At 58.6% G+C, this 19,337-nt stretch carries 14 protein-coding genes, 2 tRNA genes and 1 rRNA gene; 5 read left to right on the plus strand and 12 right to left on the minus strand.

Annotation, left to right across the window (positions count from 1 at the left end; genetic code table 11):
* Positions 1-9: 9 nt before the first annotated feature.
* From JOE29_RS08960 to JOE29_RS09005, 10 genes are all read right to left on the minus strand, one after another.
* Positions 10-1,239, minus strand: coding sequence for a glycosyltransferase family 4 protein (locus tag JOE29_RS08960; RefSeq protein WP_210079409.1), 1,230 nt, complete (start codon positions 1,237-1,239; stop codon positions 10-12).
* A 73-nt stretch (positions 1,240-1,312) separates the two neighbouring features.
* On the minus strand, positions 1,313-2,428 hold the full coding sequence (locus tag JOE29_RS08965; RefSeq protein WP_210079410.1) for a glycosyltransferase family 1 protein: 1,116 nt from the start codon (positions 2,426-2,428) through the stop codon (positions 1,313-1,315).
* A 104-nt stretch (positions 2,429-2,532) separates the two neighbouring features.
* Positions 2,533-3,738, minus strand: coding sequence for a glycosyltransferase family 4 protein (locus JOE29_RS08970; RefSeq protein WP_074954696.1), 1,206 nt, complete (start codon positions 3,736-3,738; stop codon positions 2,533-2,535).
* Positions 3,735-4,736, minus strand: a complete 1,002-nt coding sequence (locus JOE29_RS08975) for a glycosyltransferase (protein ID WP_024663604.1) — start codon at positions 4,734-4,736, stop codon at positions 3,735-3,737. The genes JOE29_RS08970 and JOE29_RS08975 overlap by 4 nt, the downstream gene beginning before the upstream one ends.
* Positions 4,737-4,820: 84 nt before the next feature.
* A complete protein-coding gene (gene rfaH / locus JOE29_RS08980) occupies positions 4,821-5,333 on the minus strand; it encodes a transcription/translation regulatory transformer protein RfaH (RefSeq protein ID WP_016568466.1) in 513 nt (170 codons plus the stop codon).
* A gap of 52 nt (positions 5,334-5,385) precedes the next feature.
* Positions 5,386-7,593, minus strand: coding sequence for a polysaccharide biosynthesis tyrosine autokinase (locus JOE29_RS08985; RefSeq protein ID WP_210079411.1), 2,208 nt, complete (start codon positions 7,591-7,593; stop codon positions 5,386-5,388).
* Positions 7,594-8,046, minus strand: a complete 453-nt coding sequence (locus tag JOE29_RS08990; RefSeq protein ID WP_003420458.1) for a low molecular weight protein-tyrosine-phosphatase — start codon at positions 8,044-8,046, stop codon at positions 7,594-7,596. It abuts the gene before it with no gap.
* A complete protein-coding gene (locus JOE29_RS08995) occupies positions 8,036-8,971 on the minus strand; it encodes a glycosyltransferase family A protein (protein WP_003348528.1) in 936 nt (311 codons plus the stop codon). The genes JOE29_RS08990 and JOE29_RS08995 overlap by 11 nt, the downstream gene beginning before the upstream one ends.
* Positions 8,972-8,974: 3 nt before the next feature.
* Complete coding sequence (locus JOE29_RS09000; RefSeq protein WP_210079412.1) at positions 8,975-10,489, minus strand: oligosaccharide flippase family protein; 1,515 nt, start codon at positions 10,487-10,489, stop codon at positions 8,975-8,977.
* 5 nt (positions 10,490-10,494) lie between these two features.
* On the minus strand, positions 10,495-11,616 hold the full coding sequence (locus tag JOE29_RS09005) for a DegT/DnrJ/EryC1/StrS family aminotransferase (protein ID WP_122220338.1): 1,122 nt from the start codon (positions 11,614-11,616) through the stop codon (positions 10,495-10,497).
* 667 nt (positions 11,617-12,283) lie between these two features.
* Here JOE29_RS09005 and JOE29_RS09010 point away from each other — a divergent pair.
* Both JOE29_RS09010 and JOE29_RS09015 read left to right on the plus strand, forming a co-directional pair.
* The gene (locus JOE29_RS09010) at positions 12,284-13,477 is read left to right on the plus strand and encodes an aminotransferase class V-fold PLP-dependent enzyme (RefSeq protein WP_074997504.1); all 1,194 of its coding nucleotides are present in this window, start codon (positions 12,284-12,286) and stop codon (positions 13,475-13,477) included.
* A 57-nt stretch (positions 13,478-13,534) separates the two neighbouring features.
* Positions 13,535-15,343, plus strand: a complete 1,809-nt coding sequence (locus tag JOE29_RS09015) for an aminopeptidase P family protein (RefSeq protein ID WP_074997503.1) — start codon at positions 13,535-13,537, stop codon at positions 15,341-15,343.
* A 24-nt stretch (positions 15,344-15,367) separates the two neighbouring features.
* Here JOE29_RS09015 and JOE29_RS09020 read toward each other — a convergent pair whose 3' ends face one another.
* Both JOE29_RS09020 and rhtA read right to left on the minus strand, forming a co-directional pair.
* Entirely contained in the window at positions 15,368-15,682 is a 315-nt protein-coding gene (locus tag JOE29_RS09020; protein WP_003315720.1) for a hypothetical protein, read from the minus strand.
* A 166-nt stretch (positions 15,683-15,848) separates the two neighbouring features.
* A complete protein-coding gene (gene rhtA / locus JOE29_RS09025) occupies positions 15,849-16,736 on the minus strand; it encodes a threonine/homoserine exporter RhtA (protein ID WP_003370628.1) in 888 nt (295 codons plus the stop codon).
* A 656-nt stretch (positions 16,737-17,392) separates the two neighbouring features.
* Between rhtA and JOE29_RS09030 the strand changes: the two genes are divergently transcribed.
* The 3 genes from JOE29_RS09030 (at position 17,393) to JOE29_RS09040 (ending at position 19,237) form a co-directional block, all read left to right on the plus strand.
* A 16S ribosomal RNA gene (locus tag JOE29_RS09030) occupies positions 17,393-18,931 on the plus strand.
* 123 nt (positions 18,932-19,054) lie between these two features.
* Positions 19,055-19,131 (plus strand) — tRNA-Ile (locus tag JOE29_RS09035).
* 30 nt (positions 19,132-19,161) lie between these two features.
* Positions 19,162-19,237: transfer RNA gene (locus JOE29_RS09040), tRNA-Ala, on the plus strand.
* The last annotated feature ends 100 nt before the right edge of the window (positions 19,238-19,337 follow it).

A 19,337-nucleotide genomic window follows, 5' to 3' on the forward strand; every position in this document is an offset into this window, starting at 1 on the left:
AGGGCTCGCTCAGACGATTTTCAGAGGGACGACACGGTTCGGCAGTTCGCTGCCCAGGCCGGGCGCTGCCTGGGCGACCCATTGCGACTGAGGCAGGCGCGCCAGATGAACCCTGCTTGAGAGGGCCAGACGGTCCTCGACGAAGGCTTTGATCTCCTGCTCGAAGCGCGCGACCGAAAACCGCTCGGCATTGGCCCGGCAAGCCTCGGGAGAGATGCGTGATTGCGCCGCTTCGAATTCGCCTATGGCGGTGATCAGTGATGCGACTGTTTGCTGTCGGTAGAACACGCCGGTCGGTTGCGGGTGATCCAGGCCGCGCACGGTCTCCATGACGCCGCCCTTGGCGAAGGCGATGACCGGCGTGCCGCAAGCCTGGGCTTCGACCGGGCTGATGCCGAAATCTTCCTCGGCGGCGAAGACAAACGCCTTGGCACTGCGCATGTGCTCGAGCAGCACGTTACCTGGCTGAAAACCCAGCAGCGTCACGTTGCCCACTTGACTGGCGATAGCCTGTGCCTTGGCCAGGTCCGGTCCGTCGCCGATCATGATCAGGCGTTTGTCAGGCATCGCGGCGAAGGCCTCGACAATCATCGGCATGCGTTTGTAAGGCACCATTCGCGAGGCGCAGAGGTAGAAGTCCCCACGCGTGCCCTGGGCAGTGAAGCCGAGCGTGTCCACCGGCGGGTAGATGACGGTGGAGTCGCGTCGATAGGCCTTGGTGATGCGCGCACCGATAAACCCGGAATTGGCAATGAAGGCATCCACGCCGTTCGACGTGCGCTGGTCCCACAAGCGAATGTAATGCAGGACCAGGCGTGCCAGGCCACCCTTGATTCCCTTGCTCAGCCCTGACTCCTGAAGGTACTGATGCTGCAAGTCCCAGGCATAGCGGATCGGCGAGTGCACATAGCTGATGTGCAATTGGTCCGGGCCGCACAGCACGCCCTTGGCCACTGCGTGGCTGCTGCTGATGATCAGGTCATAGCCGGACAGATCCAGTTGCTCGATGGCCAGCGGCATCAGTGGCAGGTAGCGCGAATAGTGTTTGCGGGCACCGGGCAGCTTCTGGATGAACGTCGTTCTGGCGACCTTGCCATGCAGGTGCGCGCGGTCCTGATCGTTGAGGAAGTCGATGACCGCAAACAGGTCAGCAGCAGGCCAGACGTTGATCAATGACGCGAGCACGCGCTCGGCACCGGCGTAGCTCACCAGCCAGTCGTGGACGATAGCGATTCTCATGGGCGTTCCTTGCTGTAATGGCCCGCGCTACTGCGGACGCGACGGCGCGCATCCTGGCGTTGCTGTTGTGGATTCAGGGTTTGCCGGTGGACGATTCGGCGGCGACGTGCAGCTTGCTTTGCTGCGCAGGGTCGGCCGCCAGCAACGTATCGATGCGCTGGGAAATACGCTGTGCGGAAAGCTCCCAGGAAAAACGCTGCACGTTTTGCAGGCCTTGCACACGCAGCGCCTTGCGCAAGGGCGCATCCAGCAGAATGCGCTGCATGGCTGCGGCCATGTGGCTGACGTCCAGCGGGTCGAAATACAGCGCACTGGCCTGCAGAACTTCCGGAATAGACGCAGCATTGGATGCCAGCACCGGACAGCCGCAGGCCTGGGCTTCGAGCGGCGGGATGCCGAAGCCCTCGTAAATCGAAGGGAACACGAACGCAGTCGCGCCCTGGTACTGCGCGATCAGCTCGGCATCACTGAGGCGACCCAGAAAACGGATACGCGGGTCACGACAGGCGATGTGCTGCAGGTTCGGGTCGGCGAACAGCGCGCTGGCTGCGCCGACAATATGCAATTGCAGATCCGTATGGCCACGCAGGCTGAGAAAGGCCTGAATCATGCGTCTGAAATTCTTGTGTACGGCCGGCGAGGACACGGCCAGCAGGTAGTTCGGACGATTCACAGCGGTCGGCCCCGGGATGAAATCGTCGCTGACCGCAGCCGGTACGACGAGCACTTTGTCTTCTGCGTAGCCATAGAACGAGGATATTTCTCTGCGCGAGAAGTGGCTGCCGGTGATCAGCGTTCTGGCGCGCGACAGCAGGATCGGGGTGATGGTCCGATAGGCCAGACGGAACAACCGGGTGTAACTTTGCGGGTAGCGCACATAGTTGATGTCGTGGTGAGTCGCAATCTGGTTGCCATACAGCATGGGCCCGGTGTTGCTGATCGAGATCAGCAACGGACTGCCCCGACGTTTCAGGTACAGCGGCAGGTCGATCTGCTCCCACACATGCCCGGTGGAGCGCCCGATGCAGTGCGCCTCCAATGCGCTGGCGCAGTCATGCAGTCTGATGTTATGCGGGGCAACGAATACCAGATCGTCGCGCAGTCGCTTCAGCGCTCGGCACATCTGCTCTGCGTAGCGCTGTACACCACTGATGTCCTGGGTAAGAAACCGTGCATTGATGAAAATCATCTTGAGCATCCTGCTGATGAAGGTGAACTGGCGGGTGCCACACCGTGTCCGTGATGTCGTCGAACGGGGCGACTGCGCCCGTTCGCCGTGCTACTTGCCAGGTGCTACGTGCTGCGATCCTGCAAGGTCTGGGCGAAGATGCTTTCGTACTGGTCCAGCATCAAGTCCAGGTTCATCAATGACGCGACGCTGCTGCGTGCCTGGCTGCCGAGGCGTGCCAGCAGTTCGGGCTGCTGATGCAGCTTGAGCATCGCCAGCCCCAGTGAGTCAGGGTCATCGGGGCTGCACAGCAAGCCATTGAGCGGTTCCTGAATGATTTCCGTGAGCCCGCCCATTCGGCTGGCGATGACCGGCAGCGAGTGCGCGCACGCCTCGACCGCGACCATGCCGAATGGCTCATTCCACAGGGAAGGCACAACCGCCACGTCGATCTGGCGATAGAAATGCTCAGGCCTCTGAAAACCGACGAAGCTGATGTCAGGGGACGTGACCATGGCCCTGAAGCGCTTTTCATCGGATGGCTGTCCGCGCCCGGCGATCTGCAGGGTGGCTTTGAACGGCAGGCGCTGGAACTGCTCGATCATCCACTCCAGCCCCTTGTTGGTCGACAGGGTGCCCAGGTAACCGAAACGCAACGGTGCGTTATCGACAAGTGCTTTGGGCTGCTCGCGAAGCGCTGGCGTAAACGGGCTGGCGTTATGCACCACATAGCCTCTGGCATGCTTGAAATAATCCTGCGCCCGCAGCGTGTCGAGCATGAAGCGGCTGACGCCGACCACCGCGCTGACCTGTTCCGACTGTTGTGCATGATGGCTGCGCAACCGTGTGCACGTCGTGCACTGGCGCTGACAGCTTTTGCCTTTTCTGAACATCGTGCTTGCCGGGCACAGCAGGTAGAAATCATGCAGCACCTGCACGATCGGGCAATTGGCCTGGGTGATCTGGTCCCATGCCGAGACCGACCAGCCCGTCAGGTTATGGCACACCACCAGTTCTGGCTGCTCCAGCTCCATCACGCGCTCCACGTACTCACGCATGCCTGCGTTGTAGCGGTCGCGCCAGTGCCAGGCAAAGCGCGCCAGACGGCCCGGACGCTGGGCGATGAAGTGCCAATAGTGGTTAAGCAGGCCGGCCCGATAGACCTTGACCCGGTTGACCTCCGCCAGTTGCAAGCCAGGCCGGTCAGTGGTGGCCAATACCGCGACGCTGTGCCCGCGCTGCTGCAAGCCCTCGACCGTACGCTGCAGAATGATTTCTGCGCCGCCGCCGATATCGGGCGCGTAGAGGCTATTGATGAACAGGATTTTCATAGTGGGTAGGCCCTGTTCAGGCCCAGCCTGCCGGCTTCGCCTTCGCGAATGGCGTCGTTGAGCAGGTCCAGACGCTGGGCCGCGTCATGGCGCCAGGCATACAGGTTCAGCAGGCAGAGAAACACCCGGCGATTGAGCCGATAGCTGAGCGTGGAAGCTGCCCAGACATGTTTGTCGAACCAGGCCTGATTACGCGCTGCGTAGTAGGCGCGCAGATCCGACCCGCCCAGCAGGTAGCTTTCATAGACATTGCGGGTCCGTGCCTTGATGTTCCAGGAGTCTTCCAGATCATCCAGCCGCGCATCGGGCACCAGAAACAGCTTTCCGCCACCGTCGGTGATGCGCCAGGTGTATTCGCTGTCATCGCTGTACAGCTTGAGAGCATCCAGTGGCAGGCCGATCTTTTCGTAAAGGCTGCGATGGGCAAGCAGCCCGCCGTAAGTGGCAAAGGGCAGTTGCACGCGCTCCGGCATCAGCCGGGTCGCATCGGGCTGTCCCCACGGCAGGCGTCGCCAGATCTTGTAAGGCAACTGGGCGATGTGAAAGCCGAAGAAGCTTGAGCGCCGCTGGATTGCGTATTGCAGCGGCACACCTGCGGCGATGTCGGCTTGATGCGTGGGGCGAAAGCCGAGCACCGCGCAGTTGTCCTGGCCGTCGAGGAGTTGCCGTTCACGCAAGGATCGATGCAATGCCTCGATGGCATGCGCGGTCGGTGCGTTATCGTCGTCCATCAGCCAGATGCAGTCGTCTCCGGCTTGCAGCGCAGCGTTGATGCCCACCGAGTAGCCATTGGCCGAGCCGGTGTTGTGTGACAGCCAGATCACCTGAACCCGATCGGGCCACTCATCGCACAGCGCTTGCAGTGGCGCGGTGGAAGCATTGCTGACAACGATCACACGGCCGATCAGCGGGCTTTCCAGCGAGCGGCTGATCAGGGTGTGCAAATAGCTGAAACGGTCACCATAGGTGAGCGTCACCAGGGTGGTCTGGCGCGGCATGGTGCGATTCCGAGGCTGGTGAAACAGACGTGCGACGCGTTCTTTAAGGACACGTCGTGCGGCAGATTACGGCGGGTTCGAGCGCTAGGCGCTCGCCTCGATTCGCGACAGGCTGCTGATCGGTAGCACCACTTTTTGCTGGCGTTGCAGCATATTGAGCAGGATCACCGCGCGCTGCGCGCCGTCTTCGCTCAAAAAGATGGCCTCGACGTCACCCCAACTGGCATGCGTGATAAGCACCGCGTCTCCCTGAGCAAACTGTGTTTTCGGCGCGGGCGTGGCCAGTCGCTGGCGGATCTGCTCGATCAGATGATCCCGAACCGGCACCGGATGACCGCCGAAGGTCACGATGCGCGAGACGCCGCGGGTGGAGCGAATCGGGTACCAGTTGTCCTGCACCTGATCCATGTGAATGAACAGATAGCCGGGGAATAACGGCTCGCCGGTCTGAACCCTGGTGCCGTTTTTCTTTGCATCGGCCTGTAACGGTCGATAGCACTCGAACTGCTGACGCCGCAAATGTTCTTCGGCGCGGGCTTCCTGCCGGGGTTTGGTCTGGATCAGGTACCAGCGGACATCCTGGTCGGAGTGGGACATGGTTAATTCCTTTTAAATGAAACAGCTCGGTCAGCGGCAAGCAGCACCCCGGTTATCGGGGCGCGGGGTGGTAGTTGTAGCCGTAGGCGGCGCAGTCGTAGTCGGAGGTCGTGGCCTTGCGCACCACCGCGTTGAAAATGGCGCCCTTGATCAGAATTCCGTTCTGACCCAAACGTCGTTTGCTGGCTTCGATTTCCTGAACGGTGGTCATGCCGAAGCGCGCCACCAGCAGGCAAGTGCCCGCCTGACGGCCGACCAGCGTCGCGTCGGTCACGGCGAGGATGGGCGGGGTGTCGATCAGAATCAGGTCGTACAGCGGCGACAGTTCGGCAAGCATCTTGTGGAAGTTGTCATGCATCAGCAGCTCCGAGGGGTTGGGCGCGGCGAAACCACAGGAGATGAAATCCAGATGCCGGACACGGGTGGTGTTGATGACCTCGGTACACCGCAGACGCGCCGCCAGTGTGTCGGACAGCCCGTGTTTGGGTTGCAGACCGAGGAGGCGATGCAGGTAGCCTTTGCGCATGTCGGCATCGATCAGCAGGACCCGCTTGCCGGTCTGGGCAATGATGGTCGCCAGATTGCTCGACACAAAAGACTTGCCTGCACCCGGTGTCGGGCTGGATATCATCAACACGTTGTTGCGCGCTTCAAGCATGGCGAAGTGCAGGCTTGTGCGCAGGCTGCGCAATGACTCGATCGCCAGCTCGGCAGGAGCGGCAATGCTCAGCAACTTCGACTCCTTGCCAGCATGGTCGCGCTTGTCCAGATGCTCCTGTTGACGCGAGTAGGGCAGCGACGCGTAGACCGGCATGCCCAGATTTTCAATGATCTCGGCGCTTTCGACGCCGCGATAGAACGCCTGGCGCACGAAAACCATGGTCATTGCCACCAGTGCGCCGAGCAGCGTGGCAATCAGCACGATCAGTGTTTTCATCGGTTTGACGGGTCTTTCGACATTGGTGTCGGCGTTGTCGATGACCCGTACATTGCCGATGTTGCCAGCGCGCAGAATGTCCTGCTCCTGGCTTTTGTTGAGCATCAGTGTGTAGGTCTGGCTGATGACCTGCATATCGCGGGTCAGACGCAACAACTCTTGCTGGGTCATGGGCAGCGCGTCGATTTTTTTCAGCAGGCCCTGGCGCTGTTGTTCCAGTTGGTTCATCTGGCTCATCAGGCTGCGATAGGTCGGGTGCTCACGGGTATACAGCCGCTCCAGTTCGACGCGTTTGAGTTTCAGTTCGGACAGCATCGAGTCAAGACTGACCACCTGGTCAAGCACCCCCTTGGTTTCGATGCTCAGGTCCACCGATCGGGCGCTGGTCTGGAAGGTGTTCAGCGCGGTTTCCGATTCCTCGAGCTGCTTGCGTACGGCGGGTAACTGCGAGCGCAAGAACTGCAGGCGCTGGGCGGCCTCGGCCGAACTGCGCTCGACGTTCTGACGTACATACAGATGGCTGACCTCATCGAGAATCCGGTTGGCCCGTTGTGCGTCCTGGTCCTCGATCGACAGGTAGATGATGCCCGAGTCCCTGCCGGCCTCGGCGATCTTCAGGCGGTTCTGATAGATCAGCGCGGTGCTGAGCGTGCGCTGTCTGGAGACAGTGAAATCGGTACCAGGCCGGGCCTGCAACGTAGCGACCTGGATCTTGATTCCGTGGCCTTCGACCACGCGATTGATCGCACCGCCGAGCAGCAGATTGTGTTCGCTGTCGTAGAGCGAGAACTGGCCGGGTTTGCCTGCGGTCAGGGTGAGTTTTTCACCCAGCAGGTGCTCCGGCACTTCCAGTTGGAACACCTCTATTTTTTCGCCGCCCCACGCATATTGGGTCAGGCCGAATAAAGGCTGCGCCAGCTCACCGTCGCGTGCGGGCTTGAAGGTGCGATACAGATAAGGACCGATCACAGGAAACAAATCAGGTGTCTGGAGCCTATTGAGCTGCAGATCGTCGACGACCTTGCCCAGCAGCGCGCGGGACTTGATCAGCTCGATCTCGGTGGTCGCCTGCGACACCGAGAGTGGCTTTGCACTGACTTCCGGTGTGCCCTCGATGCCGATTTTTCGAGGCTCTATCTGAATCATGGCGGTGGCCTGATACACCGGTGTGGCCAGAATGGCATAGCCCAGGCCGATCAGGAAAAACACGCCGACGGTCCACAGGATCAGGGTCTTGTGATCGAACAGCATCCGCAGGACTGTTGCCAGATCGATCCGGGAGTCCGCTTGGAAATTCAGGGAAGGATGGTTCATGACGGTCATTTATCCTGTTGCTCCTGACTGAAAATGAGGGAGCCAGTCGTCGATGCAGCGCGAGAGCTGCGCGTAGGTCTGTTCGAAGGCTGACGCGGGCCGCCGGTAAGGGTCGGTGATGTCGAGCGGGTCCTGCCATTTGCCGATCAGAAAGGCTTTGCCGCGCACCTCGGGGGCCAGTTCGAGGACGTCGGAAAAATGCGCCTGCTCCATCAGCAGGATCAGGTCGGCCTGGCGCAGCAGCTCGCGACTCATCTGGCGAGCGGCATGCCGCCGGGGCTGTACCCGGTGCGACTGCAGCACTGCATGTGCCGTCGGGTCGATCGATGAACCCGACAACGCGGCGATGCCTGCCGACTGGATACGCACCTGCGTGGCCTGCAGGCGTTCATGCAGCATCGCCACGGCCATCGGACTGCGGCAGACGTTGCCGACGCACAACACCAGCACACTACTGAACATGAGCTTTGCCAGTGGCGGGCGGCAGGCGCCTGCGCAGATTGCCGATCATGTTGACCGCCACTTTCCACAGCGTCTGCAGTTTGTGGCGGGGGGCGAGTGCGGCCAGCGACAGGCACACCGTCTGCATCAGGAAATACTGGTACAGCGGCTGATTGCCCAAGCGGTTGTAATAGTTGGCCAGGCTTGAGCAGGTCTGCAGGTTCATGTGCAACTTGCGTTTGTCACTGCGCATCGAGAACACCCCGCCAGGGTGCACGCGATAGGCGGCCGGCTTGATCCCGGCCATGAACTTGCCCTTGCCGTAGGCCCCCAGCAACGACCACCAGCACATATCGTTCAATGGTGCGCTGCACAGGCTCAGTTCGGGTGGCATCTGGCTGAACACATTGCGAAAGCAGACGGTCAGGGTCGACAGGCGTCTTGCCTGTTGCAACTCCAGCGCCGAGGCATCGGCGCGCAGGTGGCCTTGCAATTGCACTCCATACTGGCCGTGATCATCGAAGACGAACGCGTCGTGATAAGTGATGACGTAATCCGGATGAGCTTCGAGAAAGTCCACTTGCTGCTGCAGTTTTTGCGGATCGGTCCAGTAGTCGTCGGCTTCGCAGTAGGCGATGTAACGACCGCGCGCTTCGCCAAACAGGCCCGGGACGCAAGCTCTGCCCTGGCTGTACTGATTGATCTGCTGATAGAAGGGCCGAATGATCGTCGGATGCCGCTCGGCGTAGTGCGCAATGATGCGCGCCGTAGCGTCTGTGGAGGCGTCGTCGTTGATCAGGATTTCGTACCTGAAATCGGTCTGCTGTGACAAAAGCCCGTCCAGCGTCTGGGCGATGAAGCCTTCCTGATTGTAGGCGGGGCATACGATGCTCAGCAGCGGCGGCGCCAGGCAGGTTTCCTCGGTATTTCTTACAGTGTCGTCCATGGCTCAAGTACTCGGTTTACTGAACAGAACATAGAGTTTCGATGCCAGCGGCCGGTGACTCGTCGCCACCAGCGTCAGGGTGACAAGCCCGCTGAGCGCGAGTGCCAGAAGCACGCTGCTGCGGCTTTCACCGGCAATCAGATTGAATATGGGAGCGCTGACCACCAGGCCAGTAGCGGTCATGACGCTGATACGCAGGATGTCGCTCAGCCACTGGCGATGAAGGCCGGGGGCCAGGTGTCGATGCACGATGGCTGGCCATATCGCGAAAGACGTCGCGCGCAGAAAAAACCACGCCAACGCCGCGCCGTACACGCCTTGGTAATGAATCGCCAGCACCATCACCGGCACGCTGACCAGCGTCGATATCAGGCTGTACCACAGGTGCAAATTCATTCGGCCATAGGCGTATTGCAAATAGAACTGAAAGGCACTGGCGGCCATGATGGCGCTGCCCAGTGCGTACCAGCCCAGTACCGGGCGACTCCAGTTTGCGGCGACCGGATCGCCGGTCCAGGCGAGAATCAACGGTTCTGCATACAGGGCAATGACCGCCGCCAGAGGAAACACAAAGGTGCAGGCGAAGCGATTGGCGGCGAGGAACAAGGCGTGCATCTCGTCGCGCCGCCCCTCGGCCATCAACACTGTCAGGCGTGGCAGCAGCGTCTGGACCAGCGGGTTGGTCAGCATCACGATGCCGGTGGCGATCAACGCCACCAGTGAGAAGTAGCCGTACTGGCCCAGCGGCAGCAGATTCGACAGAAGAGCCTTGTCCACCTGAGTCAGCACGATCCACAGCACAGCGCTCAGCGACAGGCTGGCGGCGAAGGGCAGGATCGGCTTGATCAATGGCCAGTCCAGACCGGTCAGCCAATGCGGCGCAGGCATCTGCCCGCGGGCCTTGCCGGCAAACCACAGGGTTTCGATCAGCCCCACCGCAAGTTGAAATTCAAAGAAGTCTCGTGGGTCCCGGGAAAACTGACTGACCAGCACCAGGCCACCGAAGTAGCGCAATGTCGCGATCAACACATTGGCGACGTTGAGCCAGCCATGCTGTTCAAGGCCCTGAATCGCGCTTTTGTACAGCGTCGAATACAGGCGCAGGGCAATGATGATGCCCATCAAAGTGATGCAATGGGTCAGCGTGTCGGGTTGTAGCGTGTTTGCGTTCAGCCAGTGCGCGGCGATCCAGGGGCTGGCGATACAGACAAGCAGGGCGCAGAACATGGCCATCGGCAGAAAAACCAGTTCGAACGAGCGCAGCAGACGGCCCAGGTATTGTTTGCTTGCAGGGGTGTCTCGCTGATGCGCCACCGCCCGCACCAGGCTGGGTGACAGCCCGGCATCCAGCAATTGCAGCCAGGCCTGCAGCAGGGTGAAGAAGCCGATCAGGCCATACGCTTCGGCACCCAGATGGCCCAGATAAAACGGCATGATCAGAATCCCGACCAGCAGCACGTAAGCCTGCCCGCCATAATTCAGGAGGGTGTTGCGAATGAGGGAATGTTTGCCGGGCATGATCGTCAGCAGACCCGCGCAACGGTGCAGGCCCGGTAGTCAGTTTCAGTCCCGTTGCAGGCTTCGATCAGGGTGCGGATCACCAGGTCCTGCTCGCTTCTCAGCAGACCGGGATAGATCGGTAGGCACAGCACTCGCTCGCTCAACGCTCTGGACTCCGGCTGGCCGGGTTGCGGCTGCAGGTATTCAAGGGTATCCAGCGAGGGGTAGAAGTAGCGGCGAGGGTTGATCTTGTGCTGGTTGAGTGCCGTGCGCACGCTCAACAATTGTTGCTCGTCGCGCAGGGCCACAGGGTAATAACTGTGATTCAACTGGCTGTCGGCCTGCGGTGTCTGCAGATCCAGATAGTCCTGCAGCGACGAGGTGTAGTGATCGGCTATCTCTGCACGCTCTTCGAGAATGTTGCTGATGTTGTCGAGAATGCACAGCCCCATGGCGGCGGAGAATTCATTGAGCTTGGCGTTGATGCCGATGCCGTCGATCCGGTCGACGCCGGAAATGCCGAAGTTGCACATCAGATGGGCCTGTCTGGCCAGCTCGTCATCGTTGGTGATGATCGCGCCACCTTCAATGGTGTGAAACAGCTTGGTGGCATGGAAGCTCAAGGTGCTGATGTCGCCGTGATTGAGCACCGACTGGCCTGCGTGACGCACGGCGAATGCATGTGCGCCGTCATAGACGACCTTGAGCTTATGCTCGCGGGCTATTTGCTCGATGGCTTGCACGTCACACGGATTGCCGAACACGTGGGTGGCGACGATCGCAGTGGTGTCTTCGGCAATACTGTTTTCGATGTGTTTCGGCGAGATGTTCCAGGTGTGCGCATCGATGTCGGCAAAGATCGGCCGGATGCCTTCCCATTGCAGCGAGCTGCTGGTCGCGACAAAACTGAATGGCGTAGTCACTGCGCTGCCACTCAGCCCCAGCGCCCGATAGGCCACTTGCAGGGCCAGGGTGCCGTTGTTGGTCAGAATAATGTGCCTGACGCCCAGGTAGTCCTTGAGTCTATCCGTCAGCTCCCTGGCCAGCGGACCGTGATTGGTCAGCCAGCCACGTGCGTAGATGCCTTCGACATAGCGTTTGAACTGGTCGATATCACCCAGATATGTCTTGGTCACGTTAATCATCGAAGCCTCCATGTTTCTTTGAATCAGCGCGTTGCCAAGCGGGTGACCGGGCATCTTTCGCAGACGTGCGTTGACTGCCGGGCACGCTACCGCCGAATCGTGTCGATCCAGTCAGGGCGCTGCTTACACAGAACCAACGCGTAAGCGTCGAGTGGGTCGCATTGCAACAGGCAAAGCTACCGCCACACCGAACGCATTCAGCAGTTTAAAAAGGAAGTGAGAGTCAACGGACATCCGCCAGCGCCGGGTAAGCGCCGTGGAAATAACTGACAGGGTGAGACGGGACAGCAGTCAACTTCGGCGGATGATTCCGACGCCATGCTCTGCGGCATGTGCGTAAAACCGGAATGTGCCTGACGGTCCTATATATCGGTGGCGGCAGGGTATCTGTCAAATTATTTCGTCAGGTTTCTGTTAGATTTTTGATAAATGGTAGAGCGGAGAATCTAACGTACTGATTTATAAGTGTGTCAAAAAAATATCATCAGTTGATGTCTTTTTAACGACACAGCTTACGGCCTCTATCCGGCGTCGAGAGATCAGCGGATTTTACGACAGTAGCTTTCTATTTATTCTTTTTTAATCTATATAAATGCTAATTTATAATTTTTGGTTCTATTTGATTTCGTGCATGATCCTCTTCATGGTCTGTGAACGAGGAACACGCATGAACGAGCCAGTGCTGTATTTTGATTACGCTGCCACCACGCCTGTGGACGAGCGCGTCATCAGAGTGATGGTAGATTGCCTGGGGGCATCAGGCAATTTCGGTAATCCCGCCTCCAGCTCCCATTCGTTCGGCCAGAAAGCCCGCCTTGCAGTGGAGTTTGCCCGTGGGCAGGTTGCGCACCTGGTGGGTGCGCAAGCCTCGCAGATCATCTGGACTTCCGGCGCGACCGAATCCAGCAATCTGGCAATAAAGGGGGTAGCTCAGGAACGTGCCAAGCGCCAGGCAGCGGTCTTAGGAGGCAGACCCGGTCATATCATCACCAGCCTGATCGAGCACAAGGCTACCCTCGACACCGCCCGTCAACTTGAGGAAGAGGGCGTCGATGTTACCTGGCTGGCGCCGGACAGCGAGGGCCTTATCAGTGCCGATGCGGTCAGTGCAGCCTTGCGTGACGATACATTTCTGGTCTCGCTGATGCTGGTCAATAACGAACTGGGTACCGTCAACGACATCGCCGAAATCGGCAGGCGTGTACGTGGGCACGGGGCGCTGTTGCATGTCGACGCTGCACAAGGCGCTGGCAAGCTGCCGATTGACCTCAGCCAGCTCGCGGTGGATTTGATGTCGCTCTCGGCACACAAGATCTATGGGCCCAAGGGCGTTGGCGCCTTGTACGTCGGTCCGCGCGCGCAGCAGCGTGTACTCGCTCAGATTCATGGGGGAGGCCACGAATGTGGCTTGCGCTCCGGGACACTGGCGACGCATCAGATCGCAGGAATGGGCGCTGCCTTTGCCCTGGCGGCAGAGGTGCTCGGAGAAGAAGTGGTTGAAGTACAGCGGCTGAGTGATCTTCTTTGTGAGCGCTTGGCCAAGATCCCCGGGGTGCGTATCAACGGCAGTCCCACGCAGCGGATTGCCCACACACTCAGTTTTACCTTCACCCATAACGATCTGGACGTCGCCGCGCTGGGTGAGAGTCTGGCCTTTTCGTCCACCTCAGCCTGCAACTCGGCAAAAAAACTGCCGTCGCATGTCCTGCTCGCTCTCGGGCTGAGCCCGCAGGCCGCCAGCCAGACCATACGCCTGAGCCTGGGGCGCTTCACCCGCGAGCAGGACATAGAGCGTGCGGTCGACTCGATTCGCGCCTCTTTGATTCAGCCAGCGTTCTGGGCGGTTGCTCAGGCTCGATGAGTGCTCCATTATCTGAACCAGTGAAAGCAGTCAATTTCCGGGTCAGCAGGAGAGTCAATGAGCACGCAATCCAATGCCAGTTCAGACGTGGCAGAACGTTTGGCGCAAACCCGCGCCTTGATGAGCAGGGAGCGCATCGATGCCTATCTGGTGCCGTCAGCGGATCCGCACCTCTCCGAATACCTGCCCGGCTATTGGCAGGGGCGCCAGTGGCTGTCGGGTTTTCACGGCTCGGTCGGTACGCTGATCATCACCCAGGATTTTGCCGGCATTTGGGCTGACAGCCGCTATTGGGAGCAGGCCACCAAGGAGCTGGCCGGCAGCGGCATCGAGTTGGTGAAACTGATGCCTGGCCAGCAAGGTCCGCTCGAATGGCTGGCAGATGAAGCCAAGGCCGAAAGCGTGGTTGCCGTTGATGGCGCGGTTCTGGCCGTTGCTTCTTCGCGAACCCTGGCAAGCAAGCTCTACGAGCGCGGCGCGCGGCTGCGAACCGACATCGACCTGCTTACCGAGCTATGGCAGGACCGGCCCGCGTTGCCGTCCCACCCGATTTACGAGCATTTGCCTCCCCAGGCGTCACTGGGCCGTAGCGAAAAACTCGCGCGGGTTCGTCAGATCATCGTCGAGCGAAAAGCTGACTGGCATTTCATTGCAACGCTGGACGACATCGCCTGGCTGTTCAATCTGCGTGGCGCTGACGTTTCCTACAATCCGGTGTTCATCGCGTTTGCCTTGATCGGTCCGCAAAGCGTCACGCTGTTCGTGGACTCGAAGAAAGTGCCGGACTCGGTGCGTGCGCGCCTGGAGCGCGAGGCCATTAACCTCATGGAGTACACGCAGATTGGCGCCGCCTTGCGTGAACTGCCGAAGGATGCGCGACTGCTGGTCGATCCGGCGCGGGTTACCTGCGGACTGCTCGATTACCTGGACAGTGAGGTCACGCTGGTTGAAGGGCTTAACCCGAGCACGTTGCTGAAATCGCGAAAAACCGAGACCGATACGGCTCATATCCGTCAGGCAATGGAGCAGGACGGCGCGGCGCTGTGCGAATTCTTCGCCTGGCTGGACAGTGCACTGGGGCGAGAGCCTGTCAGCGAACTGACCATCGATGAAAAACTCACGCAGGCACGTGAGCGACGTCCGGGTTATGTCTCGCCCAGCTTCGCGACTATTGCGGGTTTCAACGCTAATGGCGCAATGCCGCATTATCGCGCCACCGAGGCGGAGCATGCGCGGATAGAAGGTGATGGTTTGCTGCTGATCGATTCGGGCGGCCAGTACCTTGGTGGCACCACTGACATCACGCGGATGGTGGCGATCGGAACACCGAGTGCCGAACAGAAGCAGGACTGTACGCGCGTCCTCAAGGGTGTGATCGCACTGTCACGTGCTCAATTCCCCAAGGGCATTCAGTCGCCGCTGCTGGACGCCATCGCCCGAGCGCCGATCTGGAGTGAGGGTGTCAATTACGGCCACGGCACCGGGCACGGTGTGGGTTATTTCCTGAATGTGCACGAGGGGCCGCAAGTCATTGCCTATCAGGCACCTGCAACGCCGCAGACGGCCATGCTGCCAGGGATGATCACGTCCATCGAGCCCGGTACGTACCGGCCTGGACGCTGGGGGGTGCGTATCGAAAACCTGGTGATCAACCAGGAAGCAGGCAAAACCGAGTTCGGCGAGTTCCTGCGCTTTGAAACCCTGACGCTGTGCCCGATCGACACCCGTTGCCTCGAGGTGTCGATGTTGAACGCAGAAGAACGCGCCTGGCTGAACGACTACCATGTGCAGGTTCTGACGCGCTTGAGCCCGTTTCTGCAGGGCACTGCGCTGTTGTGGCTGCAGGCCCGCACGATCCCTGTCTGATCAAGCCTTCACGTTGCCGCGGGCTCAGTCCTGCGGTGACGGATCGGCCAGTGGTGCTGCTTTCCTGCACACGATGATCATGCTGCGGCTGGTGTAACCCGCCGGGTTCAGGCCGAACGGATAGTCTTCGGGCTCCTCGGTGGCATCGCCGGACTTTGCGATCACTTTGAATGTTCTGGAAGCGCAAGAGTTGGTAGCCAGTTCGTAGCATTTTGCCCAAGACGACGTGAGGCCTGAGCAGTTGATGTGGATGCCTCGCTTGCTTTGCGTGACGGGTTTGGATGTGGCTGCACAACCTGCCACAGCCAATATGGCCAATACGACAAAAATGTATTTCATTCCTTTCCTTAGCGGGCCATTGCTGATCGCGATCCATCCGATTGACTGGACCATGAGTCGTTTGAACTGTAACGCATAGCCACCGAATATAAATCGGTCAGGTACAAACATGGCGCATGCGCGTAACAAATGCTAGTGCCATATGGCTTCTTGCTGCGTGGTAAGTTCAGTCGGCCGGTACCAGTTGAGGTTTGCTGTTTGCAGAACCAAGGGTTGCGCCGATGGAGGCGAAGATGATTGCGCCGATCGCCAGCCATTGCGTCAGTGAAAGGCTTTCATGGAGAAAAACCAGGCCGGAAAGCGCTGCGAAGACGGGTTCCAGGCTTGCGAGCGTGCCAAATGTACGCGCCGACATCCGCGTCAGGGCAATCATCTCCAGGCTATAGGGCAGGGCAGTCGACAGGATAGCGACACCCAACGCTGCGGGTATCAGTGAAATATCCAGTAACGCAGAGCCTGCGTGGATCACGCCAATCGGTCCTATAAAGAGCGCGGCAATAACGACGCCGAGGGCAGCCGTCTGCACACCGTTGTCGGCGCCAGCCTTGTGACCGAACACGATGTATGCGGCCCAGCACACCCCGGCGCCCAAGGCATAGCCTGCACCGAGCAGATCGATCGCGGCAGCTGAGGTCCCCAAAGGGATCAACAGCAGCAGGCCGATGACTGCCAGAGTTACCCAGAGGAAATCAATGGGCTTGCGGGAGGACAGCAACGCCACAGCCAGCGGGCCGGTGAACTCCAGGGCTACTGCAATTCCCAAGGGCACTGTTTGCAACGACATATAGAAGAGAAGGTTCATGCAGCCCAGCGCAATGCCGTAGATCACGACAGTGCGTAACGACTTTGCAGTCAGATTCGCTCGCCACGGGCGCAGGACGGCAACCAGGATAAGGCTTGCGAATACCAGCCTGAGTGTCGTGGTGCCTTGCGCGCCCACGACAGGGAAAAGACTCTTTGCCAGCGATGCGCCGCTTTGAATCGAGATCATGGCGATCATCAGCAGTCCCAGAGGGAACAGGGCAGAGGCTATGTTGCGGGATTTCTCAGACATTTCAGATGTACATCCTGGGCGTGATCCTGGTACAGGTAATGGCCCATGATGCGGAATAATCAATGAATGGGCAATATATTGCGCAAGGCGCGTGTGCTCTTCTATATAAGTAATCACGAAACGGTCAATTTCGGCGATTTTGAAATTAACGGTTGACGCCCTCTGTGAGGTGTCTATAATTCGCCCCACTTCCGGCGCAGACGGAAACTAAAAAGCCTTGTAGATCAATAGTTTGCAAGGTTTTGAAGTGAAGAGTCAGCGAGGAAGGAGGTCGGGTCTGGGTTGATCGACAGCGGTGAGAAAAAAGAGTTTGACACGCGGTTGTAACGCTGTAGAATTCGCCTCCCGCTGATGAGCAACTCAAGAGTTGATCGCAGCGCAAGTGGTTGAAGTTGCAAAGGAAACTTTGAAAGCTTCTTAAAATAACCGCTTGACAGATACAGAGGACGCTGTAGAATGCGCGCCTCGGTTGAGACGAAAGGTCTTAACCAACCGCTCTTTAACAACTGAATCAAGCAATTCGTGTGGGTGCTTGTGGTGTCAGACTGAAGTCAACAGATTATCAGCAACCCAAGTTACTCCGCGAGAAATCAAAGATGTAACCAACGATTGCTGAGCCAAGTTTAGGGTTTTTCTCAAAACCCAGTTAGATGTTTGAACTGAAGAGTTTGATCATGGCTCAGATTGAACGCTGGCGGCAGGCCTAACACATGCAAGTCGAGCGGCAGCACGGGTACTTGTACCTGGTGGCGAGCGGCGGACGGGTGAGTAATGCCTAGGAATCTGCCTGGTAGTGGGGGATAACGCTCGGAAACGGACGCTAATACCGCATACGTCCTACGGGAGAAAGCAGGGGACATTCGGGCCTTGCGCTATCAGATGAGCCTAGGTCGGATTAGCTAGTTGGTGAGGTAATGGCTCACCAAGGCGACGATCCGTAACTGGTCTGAGAGGATGATCAGTCACACTGGAACTGAGACACGGTCCAGACTCCTACGGGAGGCAGCAGTGGGGAATATTGGACAATGGGCGAAAGCCTGATCCAGCCATGCCGCGTGTGTGAAGAAGGTCTTCGGATTGTAAAGCACTTTAAGTTGGGAGGAAGGGCAGTTACCTAATACGTATCTGTTTTGACGTTACCGACAGAATAAGCACCGGCTAACTCTGTGCCAGCAGCCGCGGTAATACAGAGGGTGCAAGCGTTAATCGGAATTACTGGGCGTAAAGCGCGCGTAGGTGGTTTGTTAAGTTGAATGTGAAATCCCCGGGCTCAACCTGGGAACTGCATCCAAAACTGGCAAGCTAGAGTATGGTAGAGGGTGGTGGAATTTCCTGTGTAGCGGTGAAATGCGTAGATATAGGAAGGAACACCAGTGGCGAAGGCGACCACCTGGACTGATACTGACACTGAGGTGCGAAAGCGTGGGGAGCAAACAGGATTAGATACCCTGGTAGTCCACGCCGTAAACGATGTCAACTAGCCGTTGGGAGCCTTGAGCTCTTAGTGGCGCAGCTAACGCATTAAGTTGACCGCCTGGGGAGTACGGCCGCAAGGTTAAAACTCAAATGAATTGACGGGGGCCCGCACAAGCGGTGGAGCATGTGGTTTAATTCGAAGCAACGCGAAGAACCTTACCAGGCCTTGACATCCAATGAACTTTCCAGAGATGGATTGGTGCCTTCGGGAACATTGAGACAGGTGCTGCATGGCTGTCGTCAGCTCGTGTCGTGAGATGTTGGGTTAAGTCCCGTAACGAGCGCAACCCTTGTCCTTAGTTACCAGCACGTTATGGTGGGCACTCTAAGGAGACTGCCGGTGACAAACCGGAGGAAGGTGGGGATGACGTCAAGTCATCATGGCCCTTACGGCCTGGGCTACACACGTGCTACAATGGTCGGTACAGAGGGTTGCCAAGCCGCGAGGTGGAGCTAATCTCACAAAACCGATCGTAGTCCGGATCGCAGTCTGCAACTCGACTGCGTGAAGTCGGAATCGCTAGTAATCGCGAATCAGAATGTCGCGGTGAATACGTTCCCGGGCCTTGTACACACCGCCCGTCACACCATGGGAGTGGGTTGCACCAGAAGTAGCTAGTCTAACCTTCGGGGGGACGGTTACCACGGTGTGATTCATGACTGGGGTGAAGTCGTAACAAGGTAGCCGTAGGGGAACCTGCGGCTGGATCACCTCCTTAATCGACGACTCAGCTGCACCATAAGCACCCACACGAATTGCTTGATTCATTGAAGAAGACGATTAGAAGCAGCTTTAAGCTCCAAGCTGATAGCTCAACGCTAGCGGCTACAAGCTCGAAATTGGGTCTGTAGCTCAGTTGGTTAGAGCGCACCCCTGATAAGGGTGAGGTCGGCAGTTCGAATCTGCCCAGACCCACCAATTTTGTGTGGGAAACGCCTGTAGAAATACGGGGCCATAGCTCAGCTGGGAGAGCGCCTGCCTTGCACGCAGGAGGTCAGCGGTTCGATCCCGCTTGGCTCCACCACTTACTGCTTCTGTTTGAAAGCTTAGAAATGAGCATTCCATTGATCCTGATGATCAGTGCATGAATGTTGATTTCTAGTCTTTGATTAGATCGTTCTTTA

The sequence above is a fragment of the Pseudomonas sp. PvP009 genome (assembly GCF_017832995.1).
Taxonomy (GTDB): domain Bacteria; phylum Pseudomonadota; class Gammaproteobacteria; order Pseudomonadales; family Pseudomonadaceae; genus Aquipseudomonas; species Aquipseudomonas syringae.